Annotated in this window: 27 protein-coding genes; 5 read left to right on the plus strand and 22 right to left on the minus strand. The window is 40.5% G+C overall.

From position 1 onward, the window contains the following. Nucleotides 1–243: 243 nt before the first annotated feature. The 19 genes from BLP87_RS05645 to BLP87_RS05740 all read right to left on the minus strand — a co-directional run bounded on the left by BLP87_RS05645 (nt 244) and on the right by BLP87_RS05740 (nt 16,426). Nucleotides 244–954, minus strand: a complete 711-nt coding sequence (locus tag BLP87_RS05645; protein ID WP_074461820.1) for a hypothetical protein — start codon at nt 952–954, stop codon at nt 244–246. An 8-nt stretch (nt 955–962) separates the two neighbouring features. Next, complete coding sequence (locus tag BLP87_RS05650; RefSeq protein ID WP_074461821.1) at nt 963–1,688, minus strand: ABC transporter permease; 726 nt, start codon at nt 1,686–1,688, stop codon at nt 963–965. Beyond that, entirely contained in the window at nt 1,673–2,587 is a 915-nt protein-coding gene (locus BLP87_RS05655) for an ABC transporter ATP-binding protein (RefSeq protein WP_074461822.1), read from the minus strand. The genes BLP87_RS05650 and BLP87_RS05655 overlap by 16 nt, the downstream gene beginning before the upstream one ends. 11 nt (nt 2,588–2,598) lie before the next feature. Then, nucleotides 2,599–2,829, minus strand: a complete 231-nt coding sequence (locus BLP87_RS05660; protein ID WP_074461823.1) for a helix-turn-helix domain-containing protein — start codon at nt 2,827–2,829, stop codon at nt 2,599–2,601. Between the two features lie 24 nt (nt 2,830–2,853). Beyond that, on the minus strand, nt 2,854–3,447 hold the full coding sequence (locus tag BLP87_RS05665) for a hypothetical protein (protein WP_074461824.1): 594 nt from the start codon (nt 3,445–3,447) through the stop codon (nt 2,854–2,856). 958 nt (nt 3,448–4,405) lie between these two features. Further along, nucleotides 4,406–4,921 carry a DUF6465 family protein gene (locus tag BLP87_RS15995; RefSeq protein ID WP_176756606.1) on the minus strand — a complete coding sequence of 172 codons (516 nt, stop codon included), beginning with the start codon at nt 4,919–4,921 and terminating at the stop codon, nt 4,406–4,408. A 127-nt stretch (nt 4,922–5,048) separates the two neighbouring features. Next, a complete protein-coding gene (locus BLP87_RS05680) occupies nt 5,049–5,702 on the minus strand; it encodes a phosphatase PAP2 family protein (RefSeq protein WP_074461826.1) in 654 nt (217 codons plus the stop codon). A gap of 25 nt (nt 5,703–5,727) precedes the next feature. Beyond that, a complete protein-coding gene (locus BLP87_RS05685; protein ID WP_074461827.1) occupies nt 5,728–6,918 on the minus strand; it encodes a pyridoxal phosphate-dependent aminotransferase in 1,191 nt (396 codons plus the stop codon). A gap of 119 nt (nt 6,919–7,037) precedes the next feature. Then, a complete protein-coding gene (locus tag BLP87_RS05690; protein WP_074461828.1) occupies nt 7,038–7,355 on the minus strand; it encodes a type II toxin-antitoxin system RelE/ParE family toxin in 318 nt (105 codons plus the stop codon). Continuing rightward, a complete protein-coding gene (locus BLP87_RS05695; RefSeq protein WP_074461829.1) occupies nt 7,352–7,636 on the minus strand; it encodes a type II toxin-antitoxin system Phd/YefM family antitoxin in 285 nt (94 codons plus the stop codon). Before BLP87_RS05695 ends, BLP87_RS05690 begins: the two co-directional genes overlap by 4 nt. A gap of 91 nt (nt 7,637–7,727) precedes the next feature. Beyond that, on the minus strand, nt 7,728–8,120 hold the full coding sequence (locus tag BLP87_RS05700; RefSeq protein ID WP_074461830.1) for a hypothetical protein: 393 nt from the start codon (nt 8,118–8,120) through the stop codon (nt 7,728–7,730). 142 nt (nt 8,121–8,262) lie between these two features. Further along, complete coding sequence (mfd, locus tag BLP87_RS05705; protein ID WP_074461831.1) at nt 8,263–11,817, minus strand: transcription-repair coupling factor; 3,555 nt, start codon at nt 11,815–11,817, stop codon at nt 8,263–8,265. Beyond that, complete coding sequence (gene pth / locus BLP87_RS05710) at nt 11,818–12,387, minus strand: aminoacyl-tRNA hydrolase (protein ID WP_074461872.1); 570 nt, start codon at nt 12,385–12,387, stop codon at nt 11,818–11,820. 168 nt (nt 12,388–12,555) lie between these two features. Continuing rightward, nucleotides 12,556–12,903: a type II toxin-antitoxin system RelE/ParE family toxin gene (locus BLP87_RS05715; RefSeq protein ID WP_074461832.1), complete on the minus strand. Its 348-nt coding sequence runs from the start codon at nt 12,901–12,903 to the stop codon at nt 12,556–12,558. Then, complete coding sequence (locus tag BLP87_RS05720) at nt 12,900–13,160, minus strand: prevent-host-death protein (protein ID WP_074461833.1); 261 nt, start codon at nt 13,158–13,160, stop codon at nt 12,900–12,902. The genes BLP87_RS05715 and BLP87_RS05720 overlap by 4 nt, the downstream gene beginning before the upstream one ends. Before the next feature lie 96 nt (nt 13,161–13,256). Next, nucleotides 13,257–13,532, minus strand: a complete 276-nt coding sequence (locus BLP87_RS05725; protein ID WP_074461834.1) for a hypothetical protein — start codon at nt 13,530–13,532, stop codon at nt 13,257–13,259. Between the two features lie 173 nt (nt 13,533–13,705). After that, on the minus strand, nt 13,706–13,984 hold the full coding sequence (spoVG, locus tag BLP87_RS05730; protein WP_074461873.1) for a septation regulator SpoVG: 279 nt from the start codon (nt 13,982–13,984) through the stop codon (nt 13,706–13,708). 53 nt (nt 13,985–14,037) lie between these two features. Next, a complete protein-coding gene (glgD, locus tag BLP87_RS05735) occupies nt 14,038–15,156 on the minus strand; it encodes a glucose-1-phosphate adenylyltransferase subunit GlgD (RefSeq protein WP_026656545.1) in 1,119 nt (372 codons plus the stop codon). 1 nt (nt 15,157) lies between these two features. Continuing rightward, nucleotides 15,158–16,426, minus strand: a complete 1,269-nt coding sequence (locus BLP87_RS05740) for a glucose-1-phosphate adenylyltransferase (protein ID WP_074461835.1) — start codon at nt 16,424–16,426, stop codon at nt 15,158–15,160. A 249-nt stretch (nt 16,427–16,675) separates the two neighbouring features. On the opposite strand from BLP87_RS05740, the gene murC reads away from it, so the two are divergent. The 4 genes from murC (at nt 16,676) to BLP87_RS05760 (ending at nt 21,847) form a co-directional block, all read left to right on the plus strand. Next, nucleotides 16,676–18,070 (plus strand): UDP-N-acetylmuramate--L-alanine ligase, encoded by a 1,395-nt coding sequence (murC, locus tag BLP87_RS05745; protein ID WP_074461836.1) that lies wholly within the window; start codon nt 16,676–16,678, stop codon nt 18,068–18,070. Between the two features lie 287 nt (nt 18,071–18,357). Next, nucleotides 18,358–19,449 carry a DnaD domain protein gene (locus BLP87_RS05750; RefSeq protein WP_242871819.1) on the plus strand — a complete coding sequence of 364 codons (1,092 nt, stop codon included), beginning with the start codon at nt 18,358–18,360 and terminating at the stop codon, nt 19,447–19,449. 200 nt (nt 19,450–19,649) lie between these two features. After that, a complete protein-coding gene (locus BLP87_RS05755) occupies nt 19,650–20,633 on the plus strand; it encodes an ATP-binding protein (protein ID WP_074461837.1) in 984 nt (327 codons plus the stop codon). Then, complete coding sequence (locus BLP87_RS05760) at nt 20,633–21,847, plus strand: ribose-phosphate pyrophosphokinase (protein WP_074461838.1); 1,215 nt, start codon at nt 20,633–20,635, stop codon at nt 21,845–21,847. The genes BLP87_RS05755 and BLP87_RS05760 overlap by 1 nt, the downstream gene beginning before the upstream one ends. Nucleotides 21,848–21,922: 75 nt before the next feature. Here the strand turns inward: BLP87_RS05760 and BLP87_RS05765 are convergent, their stop codons facing one another. Then, on the minus strand, nt 21,923–22,576 hold the full coding sequence (locus BLP87_RS05765) for an HAD family hydrolase (protein WP_074461839.1): 654 nt from the start codon (nt 22,574–22,576) through the stop codon (nt 21,923–21,925). Between the two features lie 145 nt (nt 22,577–22,721). Between BLP87_RS05765 and BLP87_RS05770 the strand changes: the two genes are divergently transcribed. Further along, on the plus strand, nt 22,722–23,351 hold the full coding sequence (locus tag BLP87_RS05770) for a lactate utilization protein (RefSeq protein WP_074461875.1): 630 nt from the start codon (nt 22,722–22,724) through the stop codon (nt 23,349–23,351). A gap of 102 nt (nt 23,352–23,453) precedes the next feature. Here the strand turns inward: BLP87_RS05770 and BLP87_RS05775 are convergent, their stop codons facing one another. Further along, nucleotides 23,454–24,191, minus strand: coding sequence for a DNA/RNA non-specific endonuclease (locus BLP87_RS05775; RefSeq protein WP_083334495.1), 738 nt, complete (start codon nt 24,189–24,191; stop codon nt 23,454–23,456). A 68-nt stretch (nt 24,192–24,259) separates the two neighbouring features. Then, nucleotides 24,260–26,980 (minus strand): hypothetical protein, encoded by a 2,721-nt coding sequence (locus tag BLP87_RS05780; RefSeq protein WP_074461840.1) that lies wholly within the window; start codon nt 26,978–26,980, stop codon nt 24,260–24,262. Nucleotides 26,981–26,983 lie beyond the last annotated feature (3 nt).

The raw sequence follows: 26,983 nt of genomic DNA on the forward strand, positions 1-26,983 counted from the left end.
GATTTTCTAAAATATAAAGAAGAGGGAGATGCCTCATTTCGACGTTGCTCAGAACAATCGGCATCTCCCTCTTCTTTTATTTTGAAAATCATCATCCTCGTCCAAGAACTGCGCATTTCCATATATATACCTTTTAGCCCGGACGATTATGAGAAGCCGGCACTAAACTATGTGTGCCAACCACTAAGTTCTCAATAGTTGCGGTTTTCTGAGTATTATTGATATATACTTTTTAAAGCCGCATTAGACCATGCTTTCCAAAAGGGGTGGAATTTCCTTAATTTTCTTTTTTATAAGGAATTCACTTAGAGTAAATAGGATTATCATGTAGGTTATGGCAAGATGACTAAGTCCTCTGTAAAAAAGAGCATGTTCAAATCCATACCAGGGGTTGAGCCAGGAAATTCCCAGCGGGTTAAGGAGGCTTGCAAAAACTGTTGCAATGACAGATATCATCATTGCTAAAAGTCTGCTTTTGAAACACACGATAAGAATGGCAACAACGTTTATCAGGGTGTGGATATTTATAATAGTAAGAGCAATCCAGTTCCATTCTTTAAAAAATATATCCACAGTATTTCCGCCTTTTAGGGCAACAAATATCATGGTTATCGCAGTTGCCAATATGAAATAAAAAAGATTTATAAGTCTGACAGTCAAAAGTTTCATCGAATAGATTTTTATTATTGAAATATTACTGAAATAAGAATTTGCGATTCCACAATTTGTCTCTTCTATAGAGAAGCTCTCCGAAACCACAACTGATATAAATATAGGGAAAATAAGGGTTGAAAAAAGATTCAGTGCAGTAACATGAATGATATCGCATGTTATTTCTTTTACCATGAGCCCCAAATATCCCTGAAACAAAACAGACAAGATTGTCAGAACAGCTCCGATTACGAATATCCCGGAACCTTTAATTTTTCTTAGTTCAAATCTTAAATAATCCATGTTCCCTCCTATGAGTAGAACTTTTTCCCGCTTATATATACAAAAGAAGCGCCGATTGCAATATTCAGTAATGCGGCTGTAGCAAGGAACTTTGCATTATATATATTTCCGGATTCAAATGCGTACGTTCCGGCAACCGTTCCGATGTAATTTGCAACATGTACGATTTCTCTGATCGGTCCGAGAATGTAGACAAGCAGAAGTCCTGACACAACGGCTATGGGGAAATTTTTGACATATAGTTGAATACAGTATTGAAGTATATAACAGAATGCATTTATGAAAAAAGCTATGATCAGAACACTTCCAAGCATTCTGAAATCTATATCTGCGCGAATTAAGAGCTTTGAAATCGGAATGTATAAAACAATAGAAAAAAGTATGTATATGCTCTGATACAGCATAAATACGATGAATTTGGCCACAACAAGTTTCTTGCCGTCAAACAGTTTTGTCATCAGAAGATTCCAAGTATCATTTATATATTCTTTTGTCAAAATCATGTATCCGACAAACATCGCGCAAAAGAGCCCAACAAGCGTATTTATACCGATGAAAAAATATAGATTCACTCCGTTTTTTCCGTATAATGCAAGTACATCCCCGTTAGTCACATCAAACTTGCATAAGACCGCTACAATCAAGTTACATAACACCGCAAAGCCGGTTATCACATATGGCACGCACTTGTCAGCCTGTATCTTTTTTATTTCTTCTCTTATAAGACACTGCATACGCCACCTCTTTCTTTTCCGGTAAGCGCCAGATATATGTTTTCAAGGCTGTTGTTTGGCGACACCTCATATACTTCAACATTTGCATCAATAAGAAGTTTTAACAATGCAGGTATTTTTTCTTTTGCCATCTCCATAAAGAATGCATCATTTTTTCTTACATATGTCAGTCCAATCTTGCCAAAAAGCTTCGCTGCTTTTTCAGAATCATTTGTCCTTATACAATATTCCAGTCCTTCAGTTTCATATAGTTCATCAACGCTTCCTTCAAATATCTTTTTACCTCTATCGATAATGCATATTCTATCTGAAAGCTTCTCAATCTCTGCAATATTGTGGCTCGAGATAAAAATCGTACATCCGCTTTGATGCGCCAAATCTCCCAGCATCTCTCTAATCTCAAATATTCCTTTGGGGTCGAGCCCGTTAGTCGGCTCATCAAGAATAAGTACCTTGGGATTATTCAGAAAGGAAATGGCAAGCCCAAGTCTTTGCTTCATTCCAAAAGAAAACTTAGAAACTTTTTTGTCACCAACAGCGTCAAGCCCAACAAGCTTAAGAACTCTGTCCGCCTCTTCAACAGGTTTCCCAAGTATTCGCTGAAGATATGCAAGATTTTCTCTTGCCGTCAGATTGGGATAGTAATTGGGTTTACTGATAAACACGCCTACATCCTGCATTATACTGCTATCCAGATGTTTCATTTCTTTTCCGTTGTATCTGACGACGCCCGAATCAGGCTTTAACAGTCCTACCATCATTTTCATGGTCGTCGTTTTTCCGGCGCCGTTTGCGCCTATGAAACCATATATCTTACCTGCCGGAATCTTAAGAAACAAATTTTTTACCGCGATTTGATCTCCAAATCTTTTAGTTAGGTTCTCTATAGTGATTTCCATATTTTTCCTTTTTATTCTTTGCTATCCTGCACCGCGTCGGGATCATATTCAAGTATATCCCCCGGCTGGCAATTAAGTGCTTCACATATTGCTTCAAGTGTAGAAAACCTTACAGCACTGATCTTTCCTGTTTTTATCTTGGATAGATTTACATTTGATACGCCAACTTTTGCAGACAGTTCGTTCAGAGACATTTTTCTGTCAGCCATGACGCGGTCCAATCTAAGTATAATCTTGCCCATAATGTTCACCTCATGATTCCGAAATTATAAGGTTTCATCTGCTTCTTTCTGGAGAACATAACCGTAATCGAGGATACAATATATACTCCAGAACACTACTCCGGTAAGAACCGCAGGTCCAATGCCAACTGCAAGTGCCGTAAAAACGGTAATTATTATAAATGCCGCCTTAAGTTTTTTCATAACTTCTTCACTGAAAGGCGAATCACTGTTTTCAACCACTTTAAACACATTCATTATCAAGATAAAAATACCGGCAACGACAGCAAGCACAACAGCTATAATAAAGCATCCTACACCAAGCCCCTCTGCAACCATTCCCTTATTGGCAAACACTCCCGTGAAACTCACAGAACCCAACGCAATCTGTATCCCCAAATTATCTAATTCAAAAAGTTCAGTCCCATCATCACCGCATATATGTGCAACTGTTTTTCCGTTAATATTTTCTACCACAGCATTTTTATTTATGTCGTCCCTATAAGCAAATATCAACACGCCTCCGACAAGCGCCGCCACAGCAACTACTGCCATCAATACACCCAACACATTCGCAATTTTTCTTGTTGTATTACAACTCTTCTTTATATTTGCAAGCTTTACCTCATACTCTCTCATCTTTAGTCTCCCATCTGCGAATCCCTTGTCCGCACTAAATCGTTGTTTTTAATCATTTTCGTTCCGGCACATCGCCGTGTCAGGTAGCCGCGTCCGGTCACCCTGCACTATTGCTACACTCGGTCAGCTCGGTTATGCCCCGTTCATGAGTATAATATATCATCGCATTTTATACCCGTCAATAACTTTTTAATGTTAAACGATAATTATTTATCTAATTTGTTTTATTTTTTATCGAAAAGAGAGTCGAGGCCGAGTCGAGACGCTGAATAGAAGCTGAATAGAGCCGAGACGAGACGCTGAATAGAGCCGAGACGAGACGCCGGGAAGCGAGACAGGCTGAATAGCAAGACAAAACTGAGACAGACAGACGGATGGACACCACTCGGGAACTTTGAAACTCAGAGCTCGGAAACTCGGATTAAAACTCAAGAAAAGATGCCTTTCGCTTGTCGTACTTGCAAGCATCGAAAAATTTGAAAACATTCGAAATTGATGCCATACGTCCGGATTTTACAGTCTGCACATCATCAAAAATCCGGAAATATACCATTTTCGATGCTTCAACCTCTTATTACATACTTATAAAGCATCAAAAATCATAGGTATCTATAATTTCGATGCCTTGCATAACGATCGCAAAATTGCAAAATATCCGGACTAATGCGAAGTATGCTTGCCCGATAGTGCGTATCTGAAAGCACAGACGTAGCGGGCTACGCCGAGGCTTCAATAAAAAAAGACAAAGACCACCTTCATATCCGAAAGCGTCTTTGCCTCTAAGCACTATAACATCACATTGTTTCTTTGTTTTCACTGCCACGTGGAATTTCCTATTATATAAAGCTTTTCCTATGACACAAAAAAGAAGCAACAACCGAATCTCTCCGATCATTGCTTCTAACATTTTTATATCATATTTCTTTTTCATATTCCGGCAACTGCCACATGCATCGCATCAGATATCGATGTCGCCTGAAATCTTGTCATCAACTACGTAGTAAGCCTTGTCTTCCTGCGGCTTAACGTAAATGCTGAGCTTCTTAACCTTTGTAGGATCGCCCTTAAGGTCATACTGATAGTTATCCAACGATTTCTGAACAAGCTCATCGTTTGAGATATGCTTGTATGAATACTGAATCTCTATCATAACATTAGGCTTTGTTGCTGCTTTTCTTGTAGTAGTCTTCTTAGCTGTTGTCTTAGCTGCCGTCTTCTTTGCTGTAGTTTTCTTTGCAGCTGTCTTAGTAGCTGTTGTCTTCTTTGCTGTGCTTGCAGCTTTCTTGGTAGTTGTCTTCTTGGCTGTTGTTTTCTTAGTTGTTGCCTTTTTAGCAGTAGCCTTCTTTGCCGGTGCCTTCTTTGTCTCGGCAGTTGTATCCTTTACTTCAGGTGTTTTAACTTCAGTAATAAAAGTAGGATTCTTAATAGTTGCAACAGGTTTTACAACTGCTTCCGCCTTCTTAATCTCTGCCATTTCTCGTCATCCTCCTCAAAATCGCAATGATTTATGAAACTCGTTAAAACATTAAAGTGATTACGGAATTAAGTTTATCACCATTAAACTGCATTGTCAAAGAATCTGCGAAAAAACGTCAGCCAAATCATCCCATTTTATCAAGTGTAGCTTCATATGCCGATATCAAAGTAGCTGAAAAAAGCAGTCCTGCGCATATATCACTGAACCAATGCACGCCTGCCAGCACTCTTCCGACAACACCTATGAACATTACCGCACAGGCAAAGACTTTGAGTACTGTAACAAGATTCTCGTCATCATAGAATCTTTCTCTCCACGCAGCGATTGCGCTACCCATGATCGTACAGATCATAAGTACATGTGTCGAAGGAAATGACGCCTCAAGTTCAACTTCGTCAGGTAAAAGAACCGGTCTGTAGTTAAAAGGAACTTTATCAAAAAGCACATACATGATAACAAGTATCACATACAAAAATCCCATGATAAGGATATCTTTATCGATCTCGGCAAGAGTTCTTTTTTCTTTTACAAGCTGAAGAAATCCCGTTGCCGCAAAATATACCGCCGTAAGAATAGCGATCATCAGCATAAGGTCTGTGATCTTATCCCACATCGGATTATAAGAAATAAGATCAAGAAATACCTTATTTATCGCGGAAAATCCAACGCTGGTGCCCTCAGGGCCGATAGTCTGCTTGTCGACAAAAGTAACAAGTACCGTATATATAATCGAAATAATAAACAATAATATTGTCTTCCCGTAGCCTCTTTTTTTCATGGCACCTCCTCCATATAGCAAAAAATTATTTCTTGTACACTTCGTTTACGAACTTACGAAGTCTCTCCATTGCCCTTTCAACTTTCTCTGTCTCTATGCAATAAGCCATTCTGAAAAAGCCCGGTGCCCCAAAACCGTCTGTGGGTACGAAGATAAGATCGTACTCTTTAGCTTTTTTGCAAAATTCGATAGAATCTTCCTCAAGCGCCTTAGGCATTATGTAGAAAGTTCCACCGGGTTTTACAACCGTAAATCCAAGTTCAACCAAAGTATCATAGATGATATTCATGTTCGTCTCATAAACGGAAAGATCCGCAGTCATATCGCAGACTTTTGCAACAGCCTGCTGGATGATTGAAGGAGGACAGTTGTGTCCCGTTCCTCTTGAGATCTGTCCGCACATGGGAACGATAAACTCTGCGCCGTCGCACTTGGGATTAACCGCTACGTATCCGATTCTTTCTCCGGGAAGAGAAAGAGATTTGGAGAATGAGTAGCAGCTCAAAGTGTGATCGTAGAACTTTGATACATACGGAGCGTCAGCGCCTTTGAACACAATCTCTCTGTATGGTTCATCGGACAAAAGATATACCGTATGGCCGAACTCTTTTGACTTAGCTGTAAGAATCTCGGCAAGTCTTGTAAGTGTCTCTGTAGAATATGCAACTCCCGAAGGGTTGTTTGGTGTGTTTACAAGAACTGCCGCAACATCTTTTGTAAACATCTCTTCAAATTTATCAAAGTTAATCTGGAAAGTCTCTGTATCTGCCGGAACAACCTCAAGTTCAACTCCGGCTCCCGTTATATAAGGTCTGTACTCAGGGAAAAAAGGTGCAAATGCAAGTGCCTTGTCTCCCGGCTTTGTGATAGCTCTTATCGCATGTGAGATCGCACCTGCTGCCCCTGTTGTAGGGAAGATGTGCTCAGGTCCGTAGTTCATTCCAAATCTTTTATTTAAAGACTGCGCAATCTTTTCTTTATACAAAGGATTTCCGAGACTGGGAGTATATCCGTGAAGTGTCATTGTATCTTCCGTCTGAAGAAGTCTTATCATCTCATCTGTAAATTCCTGAGGAACCGCAACGGAAGGGTTACCCAGACTGAAATCAAAAACGTTCTCGTATCCGATCTCTCTTCCCCTAGCGGTAGCATATTCCGAAAGTTCTCTAATTACCGACTTTGCGCCAAGCATCTCTTTATATGTCTCGTTAATCATTATCTTCATTTCTCCTTAAGCATTAAGTAAAAACTTTGTATCTCAGTATAACACAAAAAAGGAGCTTCATCATTTGAAACTCCTTTTTATTTTTGGGGATATATATTCATTTTAGCCTTTTACAATCCTCTTATTATGCTAAGATAATCCTGCCTCTGGTCAACAACAACGTAAACAGTTATGACCTTATTAATCTCATCAATTTTGTAAAACACAAGATCCATCTTTGTTATTAAGACCTTATATCCCTGTCGTCTGAAAACAGTATACTTGGGATCAACACCTATATACGGATCATCCCTAAGCGATAGAATATCCTTTTCCAGTTCATCAAGTTTTTCCAAAGCAACATCATTGCCAAAATTCTCAGCTACATAAAGAATTATTTTTCTGATAAGAGAATCAGCAGTATCAGTACGAATTATCTTATATTTCAATCCTGATCCTCCTTCAGGATATTCCTAAGATCATCAAATGTATCCTGAATAGGCGCCACTCTTCCATTCTTGACATCCTCATCTGCCTCTGCAAGGATTTCCAGAAGTTCTAGTCTAGCCTTCATTCTCTTGTATTCCTCATATGAAAGAGATACCGTATCCCCTCTTCCGTTTACAGTAATGATAACTGCCTCTTTTTCTTCCCTGCACTGCTTAGATATATCGTTATAATGATTTCTCAGATCAGCAGATGGTCTGATTGTCTCCTGTAAAGCGAACATATATTACCTCCTCACATATATAGACATATTATATCATAATATGTCTATATTGGCACATCCCTATAGCTTGGGATGATATCCATGTGCACTGTCAAGAGTTATCGCCATCAAGGTAATCTCTTACATTAAAAGTCTCTCCCGTTTCCTGTTCCTCATCTATAATTCCGGGAACAAGCTCTGTAACATACGCATCCCCTGAAACAGGATCGACATAATAGCGAATCTGCGCCGCTGTATAGGAGCGATATAATACCACTATCTTTCCGTCTTCATTTGTTGAAACATCCCAATACTCTGTGTAACCCTCTGTATTGATCTCATCGTCAATCCCCGAACCAATGGCTTTATTGTAGTTGATAACTGCATTATATGCCTGTTCTTCCGAGATCGCATCAACACTGTCTTTTTTGTCATCTGTACCACATGCTGTAAAAAGCATGGCAATGCATAGCATTATTGCTACAATCGTTTCTCTCTTTTTCATATTCTCACACCTCACGGCTTCTCTTTTCCCTACCACAAAAAGAACTTGTAAGCAGGGATTACCTCTATATTAGAACCTCTTTCTTCATTTTTATCGTGCATACACGACAATTTATGGCATTTTTATCGTGTACACACGACAACTACAAAAGTTCTTCCATAGTCTTAAGTATCTCCTCTGTGTCCTTAAGGAGCATATCCTCTGCCTTCTCGCTGTTTTTATCTTTCTTGTACTTATAGATAAAAACAGGGTTTCCGGCAGCATGGAAATTCATTTTTCCTTCGTACTTTGCAAGAAATCCGGGAATCTTCTCTCCCTTTATCTTGGCATTTGGAGTTACTTTTATCTCTATCTTGCCGTCACCGCCTTTTATTTCAGGCACGTAGAGTCTGTGCGCAGCGGTTCGGATAATAGATATCCTGAGAAGATTAAGCGCAGTCTTCGGGACTTCTCCGAATCTGTCGACAAGTTCATCTCTCATATCATCGCTCTCTGTCTGATTTTCGATACTTGCAATTCTCTTATATATCTCAAGCTTTTGTTCTTCATTTAAGATATAGCTGTCGGGTATATACGCACTTACATCAAGATCGATAACGGTGTTGATATCTTCTCTTGTATCCTTTTCGCCCGGATTTTTCTTGTGGCGCACCGCTTCTTCGAGCATCTTGCAGTAAAGGTCATATCCGACAGACTGCATGTGTCCGCTTTGTTTTTTGCCCAAAAGGCTTCCTGCACCCCTTATCTCAAGATCACGCATAGCAATCTTAAATCCGCTTCCGAGGTCGGTAAACTCTCTGATCGCAGACAGTCTCTTTTCCGCAACCTCTTTTAACACCTTATCTCTCTTGTACATAAGGAAAGCATAAGCCGTACGGTTCGAGCGTCCGACCCTTCCCCTCAGCTGATAGAGCTGGGAAAGCCCCATCTTGTCCGAGTCATGAATGATCATAGTATTTACATTAGAAATATCAAGGCCCGTCTCGATGATGGTCGTTGAAACGAGAACATCGACAGTACCATCGATAAAGTCGTACATTATACGCTCAAGCTCAGACTCTTTCATCTGTCCGTGAGCAAAGGCAACGTTTGCTTCAGGCACAAGTTTCTGAATCCTTGCCGCAACATCCGCTATGTCGTTTACTCTGTTGTACACGTAATAAACCTGGCCGCCTCTTCCAAGCTCTCTTACTATCGCTTCCCGCACAAGCTCATCGTTGTATTCCATAACATAGGTTTGGATTGGAAGTCTGTCGTTAGGCGCTTCTTCAAGGACAGACATCTCTCTTATTCCGACAAGCGACATATGAAGCGTTCGCGGGATTGGCGTTGCGGTGAGCGTCAAAACATCGACGCTCTCTTTTATAGTCTTTATCTTTTCCTTGTGTGTAACACCAAAACGCTGTTCCTCATCTACGATAAGAAGCCCTAAATCCTTGTACTGAACGTCTTTGGAAAGAAGCCTGTGCGTTCCGATAACTATATCAACAAGACCTTTCTTAAGGTCTGTCACGGTCTTAGCCTGCTCTTTTGCCGTCCTGAATCTTGACATCAGATCGACTCTCACAGGAAAATCTCTCATTCGTTCGCAAAAAGTATTGTAATGCTGCTGCGCAAGGATGGTTGTAGGAACAAGAACCGCAACCTGCTTACCATCCTGAACAGCTTTAAAGGCAGCACGTATCGCAATCTCAGTCTTACCGAATCCCACGTCACCGCAGACAAGCCTGTCCATGATAACAGGCGATTCCATATCTTTCTTGGTCTCTTCAATGGCACTTAGCTGATCTTCGGTCTCCTGATAAGGAAAGGCGTCCTCAAACTCCTGCTGCCAGACCGTATCCTTACTAAATTCATAGCCCTTGGTCTCTCGCCTCTTCGCGTAGAGTTCGACAAGATCCTGCGCGACCTCTTCAACCGCCGCTCTGACTTTATTCTTAGTATGCGTCCACTCCAATGTACCGAGTTTGTTGAGCTTTGGCTTATGACCGTGTCCTTCCTCTCCGCCCGATGCATACTTTTGGATAACTCCAAGTCCCGTCGCCAGAATATAAAGATTTCCGCCGTCTCCGTATTCAACCTTTATATAATCTCTGACAACATTGTCAGTTTCAACCTTCTCAATTCCTCTGTATATTCCAAGTCCGTGTTCTTCGTGAACCACATAATCACCGATCTTAAGATCTGCGAAATTGGAAATCTTCTCGCCGGTGTATTTAGATTTTCTCTTTTTCTTCTTCCTTGTATGCTCGGTAAAAATATCGCTCTCTGCAATTACCGCAAACTTAATTCCCGGATACTCAAATCCCTTAAGAATCCTTCCGTAGTACGTCATTATCTCACCGGGACGCAGAACTCTTCCCGGATCCTCGCTATAAAAAGCTGTAACGAGATTATCTCTTAAATCTTCAACAATCCTCTTTGCCCTTGTTCTTGAACCCGAGAGTATAAGGACTCTGTAGCCGTTTTTCACATATTTCTTAAGATCGCTTACAAGCGAATCGAAACTGTTATTATAAGGTGCGACGCTCCTTGCGCTTATGTCCCAGCTCTTTTCCGGTGAAAAGAGATTCTGCGATTTGGGCATGGCAAGAGCGGAAACAAGCACTCTTCGCCCATTCCCCATTCTTGATATACAGTTATCTATTGAATACAAAAGATCCATCTGTGCCGGAAGTACATATCCCTTCTCGGCTCTGTGCGTCATACTCTCTCTGAATTCGGATTCGACAGCCATTGCATGTTCCTGAACTCTTTGAGGTTCATCGATAAAGATACAGCTCTTTCCCTTCGGGAACATCTCCTGAATAGTGACGGTGTCGTCGTAAAAATAACGGATGTAACTCTCAAGATTGACTACCGAGTGGAGTTCAAAGAGCTGCTCGCTCAGTTCTTCTGTCTGCTTTTTTAGCCTGTGAGCTTCTTCTGTCTTAAAGTCGGCGCTAAGAGACTGATATACCTTTTCGGTATCTTCGTTTATTCTGTCCATTCCTTCTCTGAGTTTCTTCTCATCGAGGATAATCTCGGATGCTGGATAGATGTCGATGGATTCAAGCTTTTCAAGCGACCTCTGCGACATGATATCAAAGCTTCTGATCGACTGGATCTCATCGCCCCAAAGTTCTATTCTGTAAGGGTTATCCTCAGTCAAGTCAAAAACGTCAACAATATCTCCTCTTACTGAAAACTCTCCCGGTCCCTCTACCTGATAGTTTCTGACATATCCCATTGTAATGAGACGCTTTGCCATCTCCGTCTCATCTATCGGAACGTGTTTATCCAGAGAAAGAATATTCTCTTTTATAACTTCAGGTCTTATCTGAGGCGCCATAAGCGCAGCAAAAGTCGTTACTACAGTTACCGGTCTTCCCTCAAGAAGCCTTCTCATGCAGCGTATTCTCTGCCTTACTATCTCGTTACTGTGAACATCTGCCTGGTAAAAAATAAGGTCTTTGGCGGGATATACAGTGACATTCTTGTCATAGAACTTATAATCCTCAAAGATCTCTTTTGCCCTAAGATCACTGTAAGTTACGATTATTCTGTACTTAAAGTCAGCCCCAAGACTGCTTATAAAATGAAGCTTCTGGGAGTCTACGCATCCCGTTACTTCCGCACAGGCAAAGGGCTTCTCGAGATATTTATTCAGTTCTTCGAATTCTTTTAATTCGTTTAAAGGAGTTGTTATCGCTCTCATTTATTTTTTACCGTTAAATTTGTTCATGGCACTGTCAACGCCGTTTTCCATTATCTCGCATATCGCATCGACAGCTCGTCCTATTCCATCCTTGATTCCTACCGCGTCTTCGCCCTCGAAGTGACCGAGAACCCAGTTCACCATATCATATTCCTTTGGTTTCTTACCGACTCCGACACGCACTCGCCTAAACTCGTCATGTCCAAGCTGCGCGATTATGTTCTTAAGGCCGTTGTGTCCTCCGGCACTTCCCTTGGGTCTTACTCTTATATTGCCGACATCAAGCTCCACGTCGTCCGAGATCACAATGAGTTCTGTCTTGGTATCGACCTTGAAATAGTCGCAGATAGGTCTTATCGCCTCTCCGCTCAAATTCATATATGTAAGCGGCTTTACAAGAATGACCTTCTGATCACCGATTTTTCCTTTTCCGTAAACCGCCTTAAACTTCGTCTCTGTAAGTCCTATATTATATTTATCCGACAATGCGTCTATTGTCTCAAATCCCACATTGTGTCTTGTTCCGAAATATTTCTTTTCGGGATTTCCAAGTCCCGCTATAACATACATATTGCCTGTTTCCTCTTCTTTTTTTGCAAAAAAACTCTTTATTAATCCTAACACTGCTACATCTCCCTCAATATCGCAATGTCAGCCAAGATCATTGCTTTTTCTATCTTCGTCATTAAAAACCTAAATATAGCAGCTATAGATTTCTCCATAACTGCTTACATTATGTCAATCGCCCCAATAATCTATCGACTCCTGCGTTCTACCACAAACACCGAATAGTTTTAGCATAAAATCCTCTTTTTCATTAAACATGTTTACTATAACTACCGATGTCTTTTCGACCCTATATATGAAATAATTGTGAGTTGTAAAAAGATACCGATAATCTGTATCTATCTCATATATCTTAGAAATCCTAATCCCAATTTCGCAATTATCAGAAAGATGGTGAATGTCACGCAAAATTTTTGCCATAGACTTTCGTGCCATATCATCATCAAACTTTTCGCAAAGTTGCATTTTTAGAGCATTGAGTTTTCTCTGAACTACTCTCGAATACTCTATGTTTCTCAAAGTTTTACCCCTAACTCTTTTGCTAATTCATCTTCAGAAACAGTACCTTCTGTTCTTATAGACTGCTCAGCAATAGCCATTTCATATTTAAATTTATAAAGGGCCAGCTCTTTTTCAAGATCGTCAAGCTCCTTCATATCTATCATGGTTATATTCCCATGTCCATTTTTTGTTAAATATACCCTATTACCATAACTAACATTACCGGTAACCTCAGTATAATTCCTCAGATCAGAAATCGGTTTAATAACAGGCATAAAATCACCTCCGTCAATGCATCTCTAAATGTATTATAGGTTTTGCTGAATAATTTGTCTACTAATCTTTCAGCAAAACCTATTCGTTATAAAACCTTATACTTCATTATTTACGCGCTGTTGATTCACGCACATTGCCGCACACGCCAGCGGGCATGCACTTGTAATCCCGTATGCGCCCATAAATAAAAGAGCAACATACATCAATACCATAATTACAGCTATTACAAATCCGGCATATTCGTAAACATCATCTATATGTTCATCTTTGTCGGCTCTCTTGGCAACAAGTCTCCTTGCAGCTTTGTACATAGACCATAAACATACAGTAGCCAAAAAAATGTGTAGCAATACAATCATCACATTTTCCATAGTATTTCCCCAGCTCCTTATTTAATTTTTATTTAGTTAACCTCTGTATGATATAATAACACAATTTGTCTTAATTTATCATTCAATTCATTAAAATGTAAAAGACTTGCGGAATGGAAATCACTCCAATCCGCAAGCCTTATTTCTACTCAATATTTCATTCAGCCGTTATGTCAAACTTCCCCCTCGCTGTCTTCTGCGGCTGCTTTATCATAAGCTTCCAGGATAGTGTCCTGAAGAACCTTTCTCATATCTGAGTTGATCGGATGTGCGATGTCACGGTATTCGCCGTCCGTAGACTTTTTGCTGGGCATTGCTATAAACAAGCCTCTCTCACCTTCGATTACCTTGATGTCATGAACAACAAATTCATTTTCAAATGTAACCGATACGATTGCACGCATTTTTCCTTGCTTTGTAACTTTTCTTACTCTGACGTCTGTTATCTTCATCATATAACCCCCTCTTGGTCAAAAAAATTTCATGAAGTCTGCAGTAATATTACTTAGATCATGTATCTTTCGTTATTTTCTATAACTATTTTAATGCCGTCATCTTCCTTGTAGTAAGAGTTTGCCTGAATCGTGCCGTGACTTTCCACGATACAGTTCTCGATATGTGTATTGTCGCCGATGTAAACATCATTTAAGATGATAGCATTCTTAATGTAACAATTATTTCCTATAAAAGCACCTTTAAATATCACGGAATCTTCTATTGTTCCGTTTATGATGCATCCGCTGGAGATAATACTGTTTTTTACATTTACTCCAACGTTGTACTTGGCAGGAGGAAGGTCTACAACTTTCGTGTAGATTCCCGGATATTCCCTAAAGAAATACTGTCTGATCTCCGCCTTTAAGAAATCCATGTTTGTTCGGAAATAATCTTCAACGGAAGCGATATTGTTCCAGTATTCTTTTATCTTGTATCCGTAGATGCGCTTCATATCCTTGTATCTCACAAGGATGTCACGCACAAAATCATAGCGCCCTTCTTTATCAGCCTTTTCGATAAGTTCGATCAATTGCCTTCGTCTGACTACATATATTCCGCAGGATATTGTATTTGACCGCGATATCACAGGTTTTTCTTCAAATTCCTCTATCCGGCTCTCTTCATTCATTCTTACGGTTCCGAATCTCTCGGTATCCGTATTTGCCGGCATGTCTTTGCATACAACCGTTATATCGGCCTGCTTCTGAATGTGATATTCAAGAAGCTTTCCATAATCCATCTTATATACGCAGTCACCGGAAGTAATGATCACATACGGTTCATGGCAGGCTCGCAAGAAATCAAGATTCTGCGCAATTGCGTCTGCCGTTCCCCTATACCATAAGTTTCCGGATGCTTTCACCGCCGGAGTGAACACATACAATCCACCCTGTTTTCTGCCAAAGTCCCACCATTTTGATGAACTCAAGTGTGCATTGAGACTTCCTGCATTGTACTGAGTAAATACGGCAACTGTCTGGATATGAGAGTTTGTCATGTTGCTCAGGGCAAAATCGATACTTCTGTAAAAACCTGCCACAGGCATCGCACAAACCGCTCTCTTTTGGGATAATTCCTGCATCCTGCTACTGCTGCCGCCCGCTAAAATTATGCCAATCGCCCTCATATCAATCACCTGCCTTATCTAGTGTCTTTCCGCTGTCAAGTTTACCGTCTTTGTAATCCTTTTCAACAGTCACACCTGAGATAACCGTATTCTTTCCAATCGTCACATTGTCGGGAATAACCGACTTCTCTCCGATAGTGCAGAGACCTTCACAATAAATATTGGGCTTTGAATCGTTTTCTTTTTCCTCAAAAGCTCCGATTCTTACGTTGTTTCCTATGGTAACCTTCTCGGCGATGATTCCTTTTTCTATATTGCAACCCTCACCGATAACGGTCTCATTCATTATTATTGAATTGCTGACCACAGTACCTTTTCCGATCTTAACTCCCGGGCTGATAACCGAGCTGTAAACCTTGCCGTAGATCTCACAGCCTTCGCCGATGATACTTCTCTCCACGGCACTCTCCGGGCCCAGATACTGAGGCGGTTGAACACCACTGGAAGTATATATCTTCCAGTATTCCTCATATAGATTAAACTCGGGAACGATGTCTATAAGCTCCATATTTGCCTGCCAGTAAGATGTAAGAGTACCCACATCCTTCCAATAGCCGTCAAATTCATATGCGTATAGCGACAATCCCTGTTCTTTACAATAAGGAATAATATGCTTACCAAAATCAAGTCCCGACTGATCCTTATTATTAATAAGAGAATCTTTTAACGCTTCCCAGGAAAAAATGTAAATACCCATCGAAGCAAGGTTGCTTCTGGGATGCTCCGGTTTTTCCTCGAAATCCACGATCTTCTTATTTTCATCTGCGATCATTATTCCGAACCTGCTTGCTTCCTCCATCGGAACCGGCATAACCGCAATGGTTACATCCGCTCCGCTTGATTTGTGAAAGTCAAGCATAGTCTCATAATCCATTTTATATATATGATCTCCCGAAAGGATCAGTACATAATCCGGATTATAATTTTCCATATACTCAAAGTTTTGGTAAATAGCATTGGCAGTACCGGTATACCATTCACTGTTGGAGCTTTTTTCATAAGGAGGAAGAACCGTGACTCCTCCGAAATTTCGATCAAGATCCCACGGTATACCTATTCCAATGTGAGAATTAAGCCTGAGCGGACGATACTGCGTAAGAACACCCACAGTGTCCACTCCAGAATTGATACAGTTACTAAGCGGAAAATCGATTATTCGATACTTTCCGCCAAAAGAGACAGCCGGCTTTGCCATCTTTGCTGTCAACACTCCTAATCTGCTTCCCTGGCCCCCCGCCAGCAGCATGGCGATCATCTCTTTTTTTATCATGTTCCACCTCGTTGCGGATCCGGCTATAGCTGCCGGTTTTTGATACACCAAACTCACTGTCCTGTATTACAGAAAAAAATGTTACCTCTTATATATGAGTATATCATAAACATATTATTTAAAAAACATAAATACTCTAAATATAGAATATATTTTCACTCTTTCGGGTTTCGGTTTTTGACTTTGTAAAAAATCGTGTTACAATATAGATTACGTTATAATACGTATTCTATGAAATGAGGGTTTTTTATGTACACTATTGATTTTAACAAACCGGTGCATGTTTATTTTATGGGGATTGGCGGTATTTCTATGAGCGGTCTTGCTCACATATTAGTAGAAAGAGGCTTCAAAGTTTCCGGTTCCGATTCCAAAGAATCTCCCATGACTAAAGCTCTTTCCGACCTTGGAGTTAACATTATGTACGGTCAGTGTGCTCAGAACATTACAGATGCGAGCCCCATTGACGTTGTTGTACATACTGCAGCGATCCATCCCGACAATCCGGAATTCATGGCTGCTAAAGCAGCAAATATTCCCATTTTAACAAGAGCCGAGCTTCTCGGTCAGATAATGAAGGAGTATAAGATTCCTATTGCGATAAGCGGAACACACGGAAAAACTACAACTACTTCAATGCTTTCAAAGATACTTCTTGAAGCAGATACCGATCCCACCCTTTCAATAGGCGGCGTATTCAGCGACATAGGTGGAAATATCCGCGTAGGAAAATCTGATTACTTTGTTACAGAGGCATGCGAATACACTAACAGTTTCCTCAGCTTCTTTCCCAAGATCAGTGTTATTTCCAATATAGATGCGGATCACCTTGATTTCTTCAAAGATCTTGATGATATAAGAAACTCTTTTACAAAATTCGCACATCTCCTTCCCGATGACGGAACACTTGTCATAAACGGCGATATCGAGAATTATAATGCAATCACGGACGGACTTGGATGTGAAATAATAACATACGGTTCAAAAGAAGATTTTGACTACTATCCTTCCGATATAGAATATGATGAGCACGGAAATCCTTCATTTAAAGCTCATATTCCGGGCGGAAAAGTGCTTGATGTAAAGCTTGCGGTTCCCGGACTTCACAATGTATATAACGCACTTGCATCGATCGCTGTGAGCAATATTCTTAATATAGATTCGGATGTTGCAACAAAAGCTCTCTCGTTATTTGGCGGTACAAGCAGACGTTTCGAGCACAAAGGAGAAATCCACGGCGTAACCATCATTGATGACTACGCTCACCATCCCACAGAGATAAAGGCTACACTCACCGCAGCTCAGAATTATCCACATAACAAGATCTGGTGCGTGTTCCAGCCACATACATATACAAGAACAAAGGCGCTTCTTGACGAATTTGCCGAAGCACTTTCATTTGCGGATAAAGTGGTACTTGTTGATATCTATGCCGCCAGAGAGACCGATACATTGGGCATCAGCTCACGTACCCTCTGCGACAAGATTGTTGAACTTGGCCATGAATGCACATATTTTCCTACTTTGGATGGCTTTTCTGAAGTCGAGAAATTTCTTTTGCAAAATTGCACTAAAGGAGATTTGTTGATAACCATGGGAGCCGGAGATGTAGTAAAAATCGGCAACGAACTACTCGGCCATTAATACTTTTCCACTTTTCCACTTTTTTGGTTCAATTTATAAAAAATATTCTTCGTGGATAACAGTCAGACTTTTCAACAAGACCAATTTTTCCGGTCTTTATGAGAGTTTGGCTGTTTTTTTAGATTTTTTTAATAATAATCCACGTTATCCACATTATCCACAAAGATTTCCACTTTTTGCCAATCTCTCAAATTCCGCTTCTCTTCGTCACTTTTCCCATATCATATTAAAAATTACCATGCTATAATCCTACATGTGATGAAAAAGTAAAGCAGGTGATTAGAGAGATGATGGGGCGTGTAACTATCAGTACTAAGGTGGGGGAGGATTCTACCAGTGTTTCAAATATTTTTATAGATGAATACATGCAGGATGCTAATGATGCGCAGATAAAGATCTACCTTTATTTGTTGCGCATGATGAAGGCCAATCTGCCTACAAGCGTTTCTGCGTTGGCAGATAAATTCAACCATACTGAGAAGGACGTAGTCCGCGCTCTCAAGTATTGGGAGAAAAAGGCTCTCATCAGTCTTGAATACGATAACTCAGATACACTTATAGGAATACATATGGAAGATATTACTTCTCAGAAACCGGCTGCTCCGCGAAAGAGCGAACAGTCTCTGAGAACTGTTCCCGCTTCCAAACCGGAAAACACGATCAAGGCGAAGCCTAACTATACTGCCGCCGAGATCAGTGCTTTCAAGCAGTCTTCCGCTGCAAATATCGTATTTCCTGCAGAACAGTATTTTAAGAGACCTCTTACATCGACAGAGCTTATGACTCTGTTCTACATAAAGGATGAACTAAAGTTTTCCGACGATCTTTTGGACTATCTGATGCAATATTGCGTCGATAATCATAAGGCTGATTTCAGATATGTGGAAAAAGTTGCATTAAACTGGACTCAGCAAGGCATCAAAACGCCAAAGCAGGCTCGCGTGGAGAATTTCAAGCATGATCACGAGATAATCGAGATCATGAAGGCACTCGGTATGGAAAATAGTCCCACGGAAAAGGAAGGAAACTTCATTAAATCGTGGCGTAGGGAGTTGGGTTTTTCAATGGATATCATTATGGAAGCCTGCGACCGCACTGTAATGGCGACTCAGAAGAATCGACTCAGATATTGTGATTCAATTCTTCGAAACTGGCATTCAAACAACGTATCTTCCAGGGAGGATATTGCCAGACTTGATGCTGACTTCACTGAAGATCTCCGCAAAAAGAGATCGAAGGCTTCCGTTGCATCCATTAATACCAAGATCCGCTCCGACGAATCATATATTCGCCCAGGCGGGGTCCAGAATCGCTTTAATCAGTTCCAGCAAAATACTTATAATTTTGCCGAGCTTGAGAAGCAGCTTTTGGACAACTGATGCTCATATTTGATTGGGGAATCGGATATGGGTACATACATGCTCGGCCCTGTACTTTGGTTCGGCGGCGGCATTTGTGTGACGCATCTACATATGATCCGGAGCACAAGCCTTCCCTGAAGCACGTACAGGGCATAAGTATGTAAACAACACTATACTGTAACGTTATGCATTTGCTGATTTTGGAAAGGTATGAACAAATGGCATTGACCAACGCGCAATTCGATGAAATAATGCACACTTATGAAGAGATGCGCTCTCTTCACAGACAGGAACTCGAGGAGCGTAAGCGCTCCGTTTATGAAAGCATCCCCGGTTACAAAGAACTTGAGGATAAGTCCTCTACTATCAGCGTTGATTTCGGCAAAAGACTTCTTTCAGGCGAGAGACTTGACCGTTCGATACTAAGGCATCAACTCGCAGAACTCGCCCGTCAAAAAAAATTACTTCTTATTGAATCCGGCTTTTCAGATGACTATCTAGATATGGGCTACTCCTGCCCTCATTGCAAGGATACTGGCTATATCGGCAACGAAAAGTGTCACTGTTTCAAACAAAAGATAATTGAAAAGCTCTACGATAGATCAAATCTCAAAGAAATGGCCAAAACAGCCAACTTCAAACTAGTAAATGAAAAATATTATCAGGGCGACGATCTGCAGAGATTCCGCGGTGCGCTAAAGACCGCTGAACTTTTTGTAAACTCTTTCAACTCTGACTACCAAAATCTTTTCATTTATGGTACAGTGGGTGTTGGCAAATCATTCCTGTCAACTTGTGTTGCCAATGAGCTGCTAAAAAAAGGTCATTCAGTGATATATTTCAGCTCATCGGGCTTGTTTGAACTTCTGGCAGAAAATTCATTTGACTACAAGAACAAGCAAGAACTTCGCGGAATCTATGATGATATCTATAACTGTGAACTTCTTATAATAGACGATCTTGGTACGGAGCGCACAAACAGTTTCGTGTCTTCCGAACTTTTTGCATGCTTAAATGAACGAGATCTTCGCAAGAAGTCAACGATCATTAACACTAATCTGTCTTTGGAAGAAGTTCAGATTATATATTCGGATCGAATTTTTTCAAGAGTTGCAAGCAACTATAAGCTGCTAAAACTCTCCGGTCCAGACATCAGGAAAATCAAAAAGATTGCCATAAAAGAAAGTGAGGATTTTCAGTAATGCCTAAAAAAGAAGAGAAACGTAATCTGGAAACAATTCCCGTTGGTTCGTTGGGAATCATTCCATTAAAAGGTGTTAAGACCTTGGCTGAAAAGGTTGATTACTATCTCGTAAAATGGAGAGCCGAAAGAGAAAACGAACACAAAGGAAGCTTAGCCTTTACAGGTTATGAGAGACCATCTTATATCCTTGAAGCAGAGGTACCGAGATTCGGAACAGGTGAAGCAAAAGGTGTTATTAAAACTTCCGTTCGTGGAGATGACCTCTTTCTCCTTGTAGACGTATGTAACTATTCACAGACATACTCAATGTTTGGCAGAGAAAATCACATGTCTCCTGATGATCATTATCAGGATCTTAAGAGAATTATCGCTGCTGTAGGTGGAAAAGCCAGAAGAATTACCGTTATTATGCCTTTCCTCTACGAATCAAGACAGCACAAGAGAAATTCCAGAGAATCTCTTGATTGTGCTATCGCACTTCAGGAACTTGTAAGCATGGGCGTTGATAACATCATCACTTTTGATGCTCACGATCCGAGAGTACAGAATGCTATTCCTCTTAACGGTTTTGAAACCGTTAGAACAACATATCAGTTTATCAAAGCACTTCTTAGAAATGTCTGGGATCTTAAGATCGATTCAGACAACATGATGGTAATCAGTCCGGATGAGGGCGGAATGAGCCGTGCAATCTATCTTGCAAGCGTGCTCGGTCTCGATGTGGGAATGTTCTACAAGCGTCGCGATTATACACAGGTTGTAAACGGAAGAAATCCCATCGTTTCACATGAGTTCCTCGGAACAAGTGTTGAAGGAAAATCCGTTATCATCGTTGACGACATGATTTCATCAGGCGAAAGCTTACTTGATGTTGCAAAAGCACTTAAAGAGCGCAAGGCAGCTAGAATCTATGCTTTCTCAACATTTGGTCTCTTTACAGGCGGACTCGATGTATTTGACGAAGCATACAAGAACGGCATTATAGATAAAGTATTCACAACAAACCTTATCTACCAGACACCTGAGCTTCTCTCACGTGAATGGTACATTAGCTGTGATATGAGTAAGTATATCGCTTACCTTATCGATACTCTTAACCACGATGCTTCTATCAGCGATCTTCTCAATCCTGTTGAGAGAATCAACAGCATTATTGAGAGATATAACAGTGGTGAGCTCAGAGCTTCACTTGAAGCAGAGAAGAAAATCTGATCAATTTAGAAATTTCTTATTTAATTTAAATAGCAATTTCCAATGTTATGAAAATACTGCTTAGTTGAAAGATATTCAACTAAGCAGTTCTTTTATCTGTATCAGGGAATCTAATTTCTTATATAGGAGTTTTTCAAGCTCACTGTCCGGCTGTGTGAGGTCGGGAATCATAATAACTTTGCACCCTGCCCTGTATGCACTTGTTACTCCGTTTGGTGAATCCTCAACCGCAAATGTCCTATCGGGAGGCAAGCCAAGCTCCTTACACGCATATGAATATATATCAGGTGCAGGTTTTCCTTTTTCCACCATATTTGCACATATTATCTTATCAAAATACTCAAAGAGACCTATTTTTTTCAGATAACGCTCTGTTCTTTCATAGTCATTGGCGGTAGCAATGCACGTAAGTATGCCATTTTCACGAAGCCATGTAAGTATCTCTTTTGCCCCGGGCTTAAGCGGTATCCCACTCTCCCTTATAAGCTCTTCAACAAGACTTTTTCTGTACTCTCTCACTTTCATGTAATCAAAGTCTTCGCCGTACCATTCCTTGAATTTTGCAGGTGCAAAAGGTCTTCCGAGTGATCTAAGCTCCAGTGCTTTTTCTTTTTCCATTTTATATCCAAAGTGTTCAAGCGCCTTTGGCCACGCTGTCTGATAATACTTCTCCGTATCCGTTAATGTACCGTCAAGATCAAATATTACCGCATCTGCTTTTTTATCCACAATCTCATCCTCGCTTTGATCGGTTTTCCACAAAAATATAATAACATGACTTTAAACTGTGTATGAGTTCTTTAATGCTTTTATCAGTTTTTCCGTTGTAATATAATTACGTATATGATGTACTACTAAGGAGGTTTCTATGGCAATAAACGAAAACATTACAAAAAGAAATACCCTTCTTGCCCAGAAAGTTATTAAAGGTCTTGAATCAAGAAATATGAGCGGCTATTTCGCATCTTCCAAAGAAGAAGCTCTTAAGCTTGCCATGGTTCTGATTCCTACAGGTTCAAGCGTTACTATGGGCGGCGCAATGAGCGCACACGAGATTGGTCTTGTAAAAGAGCTCAAAGAAGGCAACTACAACTTCATAGACCGAGACGAATATGAAGATAAACGTGCAGCTATGCTTGCAGCATACGATGCAGATGTCTTTCTCTCAAGCGCCAACGCCATTACGGAAGACGGTATTCTTGTCAACATCGACGGCAACGCTAACCGTGTATCGGCAATAGCTCAGGGACCTAAGAAGGTTGTGTTTATTGTCGGCATGAACAAAGTATGCCCGGATGTCGACAGTGCCCTTAAAAGAGCAAGGAACGTCGCAGCACCTATAAACGCCCAGCGCTTTGGTCTTAGCACACCATGCTGCAAAACAGGTTCATGCATGGACTGCAAGTCACCTGACACAATTTGTTGCCAGTTCCTCGTAACACGTTTTTCCAGACACGCGGAGAGAATCCACGTCATCCTTGTAAATGACAGCCTTGGATTCTGATTTCAATCAAGATAACGTAAATGGAGATAAGTTCTAGATCAAAAGAACCTATCTCCATATTTCTATCCTATCTTCTTTCTATATTTATTTCCAAATTGCTATTTATGTCTGTTCTTCAAGCCAATTGCTTCCGTCAGCGTAATTAAGCACAACTCCGGGCTGAACGTTATAACAAAATACATTAAAGCATATTCCCGCTCCGCCATCTTCAACGGACAGTGCCTCAATATTTACTCCACTGCATAAGAGGTTATCACCTTCAAATACAGGTGTAACTCGATACATTACGTGATTACCACTCTCCTTTACATATGACGCGACCATATTCTCATACGGAAGCATCCCATCCACGTTCAAGTATCTTGTTCCCGTCACGAAGTTCTTGTCATTATCATTCTCTCCGGTCAACTGAAATCCTATAAGATGACATCTGTTGTACAAGTACGGAGGTTTTGATCTTACCACTCCCGGATACTTATTCTGCTTCCAGCCGGTGGGCTTGATCCTTGCAATAGATTCTCGCTTTTCGGTCGGCATAATATCCTGCCCAACACAGGCGACTGCTGTAGTACACCTTCCGAGAGAATCTTGTTCACCGTATTTTTCAAACGATTGATCAACAATCTCATCCTCGGTAAATGTAGGTTTATTTCCATTTACCTCTACCGAGGCTTCTCCTGAAAAATCGGTCTCTTCACTTACACTGTTTGAAACATTTGCTTCGGGTAATAATTCCGGATAATAAACGGAAAAATATACCGCACAGATCAGCGAAAGCAAAGCCATAATTTTTTTGTAGTGTGCAGTCAGTTTGGTTTTTTTCTTCTTTTTCCTAGCCATATTAAGCTATTCTGCAACACTAAAGTGAAAATCCTGTGTCTTAAATATGTTTTTTCAGAAAACTTTGCTTATTTTTCATTAGGCACATAAGTAATGAAATGATTTCCGTTTTTAGCAAAAAGATCTTTGGCATCGGTCATTCCAAGCTTCTGAATTTTTCCCAATCTCGGATCGAGATAATCAATGTTCTGACTGTCATATCCAAGAAGCAATACCGCATCATCATTTTCCAAAAATGCCATTATCGGAAGTCCCTTACTTATGTAGTACAAAACTGTATCAAGCGTACAGCCGTCAAGCCTGACAATATTTGCATCGGTAAACTGCGCCTTCAAAATATCCTCAACACTGTTTCCGCTTGCAAGAGAAGACTCAACATCCATATTTCTGCCGCCATAGTGGTACAGAATAAGATCGATACAAACCGCTGTGGGATTCTTTGTCGTAATGCCCTCATAGTTCTCAATCTTCTCTGTAAGCGAAACAATACGATTTTGTGAAAGCCTGTCGCCCTTTCTCCAAATATAATTATTGGTATCTCCGACAACCGCACCAGAATTAAGCTCGGCATCCTTAACAGCCTTTGCAGAATCCGTGTACACTTTAGCCTTTCCTTTCATATCATACACATAATAAAAAGGATTTTTTCCCGCATCTCGCTTGAGCTCCACATCGACGTTTCTGCTTTCCTCAAACAGAATCTGATTTGGTGTGAGAACTTTTATCTGATTTGGCTTTACTTCATTTTTGGTACCGATCTGTACAATCTTCTCGTATTCATCAACCGCAACCTGTGTTACTTTGTTTCTGACCGCTTTGTCTTCCTGAGTATAATTGAAAACATACTCATGCTCCATTCCAAGCTCATCGGTACTCTCATATTCACCGTTTTCATTCTTTTTTACACAGTAGAAATTAATCTGCTTACCAATTTTCTTGATACCCGTAACATATCCGTATTCACTCGGAACCTCTCTGTCATCCAGAGGCTTGCTGCCTTCCTGCATGGCTGACATGTTATGAACCTGTATTCTATGCATCAGATATAACGGATTTCCAAGCTGATCCTTGGCTTCATCTTCTGCCCTTACGAATCCATACACAAAGTCTTCGCCCCTAAATCCCATAAGGATTACTTTTTCGCCATTTTCAGCCGTTATTTCTTCTTTTATCTTCGTATCAAGATTCATTACATCAAATCTTGTCAGATCATCTCCCTGCCAGGCTATGGTTCCCTCCGATTCAGAAATCTTATATGAACCTTCACCTATATCCTCAACGACAAGATTATAAGTCCTGTCTGTAAGATTGACCTCATAGATATTCTGATCAAGCATTATATAAAAGGTGTTGCTGTCATTTACATAAGCAAGTGTTTCCACGCAATCTTCAATGATCTCTGCTGCCTGTCCGCACTCAATAAATGCCTGTTCCTCCACAGCATTCAAAGAAGCACTGTAGTTATACACTGCTATACCGACTCTTCCTTCATGTATTCCGCGGTTCATGTAACCTGCAACAACAAATCTCACATCTCCGTCTTCATCAACATTAAGGATCTTTACCTCGTTATTATCCCAGTTAGCTCTTATATCATCATTTTCTTTATCATAGAATCCAAAAATATATGCAAGTCGTCCATCAACATTATTATAGGAAAAAAGCCTGTTCTCACTTACAAATGCAAAAACGCTTCCGCCTTCGCTTACTCCGCCGCTCTCCTTAAATTCAAAATCAGGACTGCAGATTCCGAGCGTAATTGAATTCTTTCCGACAGAATAAGAAGATGTATCAAAAATACAGTTCATCTTTCTCTCGAAATTTAAAATGAACGGTCTCTTCTTTGTCCACTTTACCCTATAGACTTCCGTAACATTATACAGCCTGCTGTCTTCACCTTCCTGCGTGGTCACTCTGTACTGGAGCTTATAAGTTCCGATGTCACTCTGTATATCATTTACATATATCTGAGGCTTGGTATGATCCGTGATTCTGACATCAACCGCTTCTTCTTTGTCTTTATCTTTTCCAAAAACGGTGGCACTCTTACTCTTGTTATCCGCAAGGCTCTTATCAAGAAGACTTCCCCAGGTTACCTGATCAAAACTGCTGTGCAGATTAACCCTTGAAAAAGTGTCATTTTTCTCTTTATCCTTATCTGTTTCCAAATACTTGGCATACTCGGCTTTCGCTCTTTCCTTATCGAACGTAGCCTCGGAAAAACCTGTTATAAAATCTATCTCATTATCAATGTTGTACCTTGTCTCATCACCTTCGGTCCAGACTATTCTCGTATAGTACTTTGCAACCGCGTTGTTGAGCTCAACCTTTATTACAAGCATATACTCTCTTCCGGCCAAAATAAGGTCCGCAACAGGAGCAAGCTGAATCTTGCAATCAATGGTATTTTCATGCTCTTTGAATTCGGTCTGATCCTCATCTGCGATAAGTCTGTTGTCCTTACCTATATTTCTGAGTTCAAATCCGACATTCGATATCTTTTGTCCGAAAGTATTGATCTTAAAAGACATTGTACGATCCGAATTTATCGGCCAGACCGTTCCTCTTACGTAGTTGGCATTAACCTCCGACAGATATCCGTGAAGAGGATTAACCTCTTTGTCACCGCTCTGCATGGTTATGACGGGAAGTGATGCCGGAGACATCTTCGCAGTCATATCAGCCTTATCAATATTGGATAATTTGCTGATAACGAATATTGATATAATCAGAAGGCCAAAAAAATATGCAATTTTTATAGTTGTTTTTTTGATTGTATTATCACGCATAAT

The organism is Butyrivibrio hungatei (genome assembly GCF_900101605.1).
In the GTDB taxonomy this organism is placed as follows: Bacteria; Bacillota; Clostridia; order Lachnospirales; family Lachnospiraceae; genus Butyrivibrio; species Butyrivibrio hungatei_B.

Coding starts and splice junctions, on each gene's coding strand:
- BLP87_RS05740 (WP_074461835.1), bottom strand. CDS start 16,426: ATGATAAAAAAAGAGATGATCGCCATGCTGCTGGCGGGGGGCCAGGGA.
- BLP87_RS05695 (WP_074461829.1), bottom strand. CDS start 7,636: ATGTTCGCTTTACAGGAGACAATCAGACCATCTGCTGATCTGAGAAAT.
- BLP87_RS05750 (WP_242871819.1), top strand. CDS start 18,358: ATGATGGGGCGTGTAACTATCAGTACTAAGGTGGGGGAGGATTCTACC.
- BLP87_RS05650 (WP_074461821.1), bottom strand. CDS start 1,688: ATGCAGTGTCTTATAAGAGAAGAAATAAAAAAGATACAGGCTGACAAG.
- BLP87_RS05680 (WP_074461826.1), bottom strand. CDS start 5,702: ATGAAAAAAAGAGGCTACGGGAAGACAATATTATTGTTTATTATTTCG.
- BLP87_RS05660 (WP_074461823.1), bottom strand. CDS start 2,829: ATGGGCAAGATTATACTTAGATTGGACCGCGTCATGGCTGACAGAAAA.
- BLP87_RS05725 (WP_074461834.1), bottom strand. CDS start 13,532: ATGGAAAATGTGATGATTGTATTGCTACACATTTTTTTGGCTACTGTA.
- BLP87_RS05720 (WP_074461833.1), bottom strand. CDS start 13,160: ATGCCTGTTATTAAACCGATTTCTGATCTGAGGAATTATACTGAGGTT.
- BLP87_RS05685 (WP_074461827.1), bottom strand. CDS start 6,918: ATGATTAACGAGACATATAAAGAGATGCTTGGCGCAAAGTCGGTAATT.
- BLP87_RS05645 (WP_074461820.1), bottom strand. CDS start 954: ATGGATTATTTAAGATTTGAACTAAGAAAAATTAAAGGTTCCGGGATA.
- BLP87_RS05665 (WP_074461824.1), bottom strand. CDS start 3,447: ATGAGAGAGTATGAGGTAAAGCTTGCAAATATAAAGAAGAGTTGTAAT.
- BLP87_RS05755 (WP_074461837.1), top strand. CDS start 19,650: ATGGCATTGACCAACGCGCAATTCGATGAAATAATGCACACTTATGAA.
- BLP87_RS05655 (WP_074461822.1), bottom strand. CDS start 2,587: ATGGAAATCACTATAGAGAACCTAACTAAAAGATTTGGAGATCAAATC.
- spoVG (WP_074461873.1), bottom strand. CDS start 13,984: ATGAAGATAACAGACGTCAGAGTAAGAAAAGTTACAAAGCAAGGAAAA.
- BLP87_RS05760 (WP_074461838.1), top strand. CDS start 20,633: ATGCCTAAAAAAGAAGAGAAACGTAATCTGGAAACAATTCCCGTTGGT.
- pth (WP_074461872.1), bottom strand. CDS start 12,387: ATGTATGTTATAGCGGGACTTGGAAATCCCGAAAAGAAATATTTCGGA.
- BLP87_RS05780 (WP_074461840.1), bottom strand. CDS start 26,980: ATGCGTGATAATACAATCAAAAAAACAACTATAAAAATTGCATATTTT.
- BLP87_RS05775 (WP_083334495.1), bottom strand. CDS start 24,191: ATGGCTAGGAAAAAGAAGAAAAAAACCAAACTGACTGCACACTACAAA.
- BLP87_RS05700 (WP_074461830.1), bottom strand. CDS start 8,120: ATGAAAAAGAGAGAAACGATTGTAGCAATAATGCTATGCATTGCCATG.
- murC (WP_074461836.1), top strand. CDS start 16,676: ATGTACACTATTGATTTTAACAAACCGGTGCATGTTTATTTTATGGGG.
- glgD (WP_026656545.1), bottom strand. CDS start 15,156: ATGAGGGCGATTGGCATAATTTTAGCGGGCGGCAGCAGTAGCAGGATG.
- mfd (WP_074461831.1), bottom strand. CDS start 11,817: ATGAGAGCGATAACAACTCCTTTAAACGAATTAAAAGAATTCGAAGAA.
- BLP87_RS15995 (WP_176756606.1), bottom strand. CDS start 4,921: ATGGCAGAGATTAAGAAGGCGGAAGCAGTTGTAAAACCTGTTGCAACT.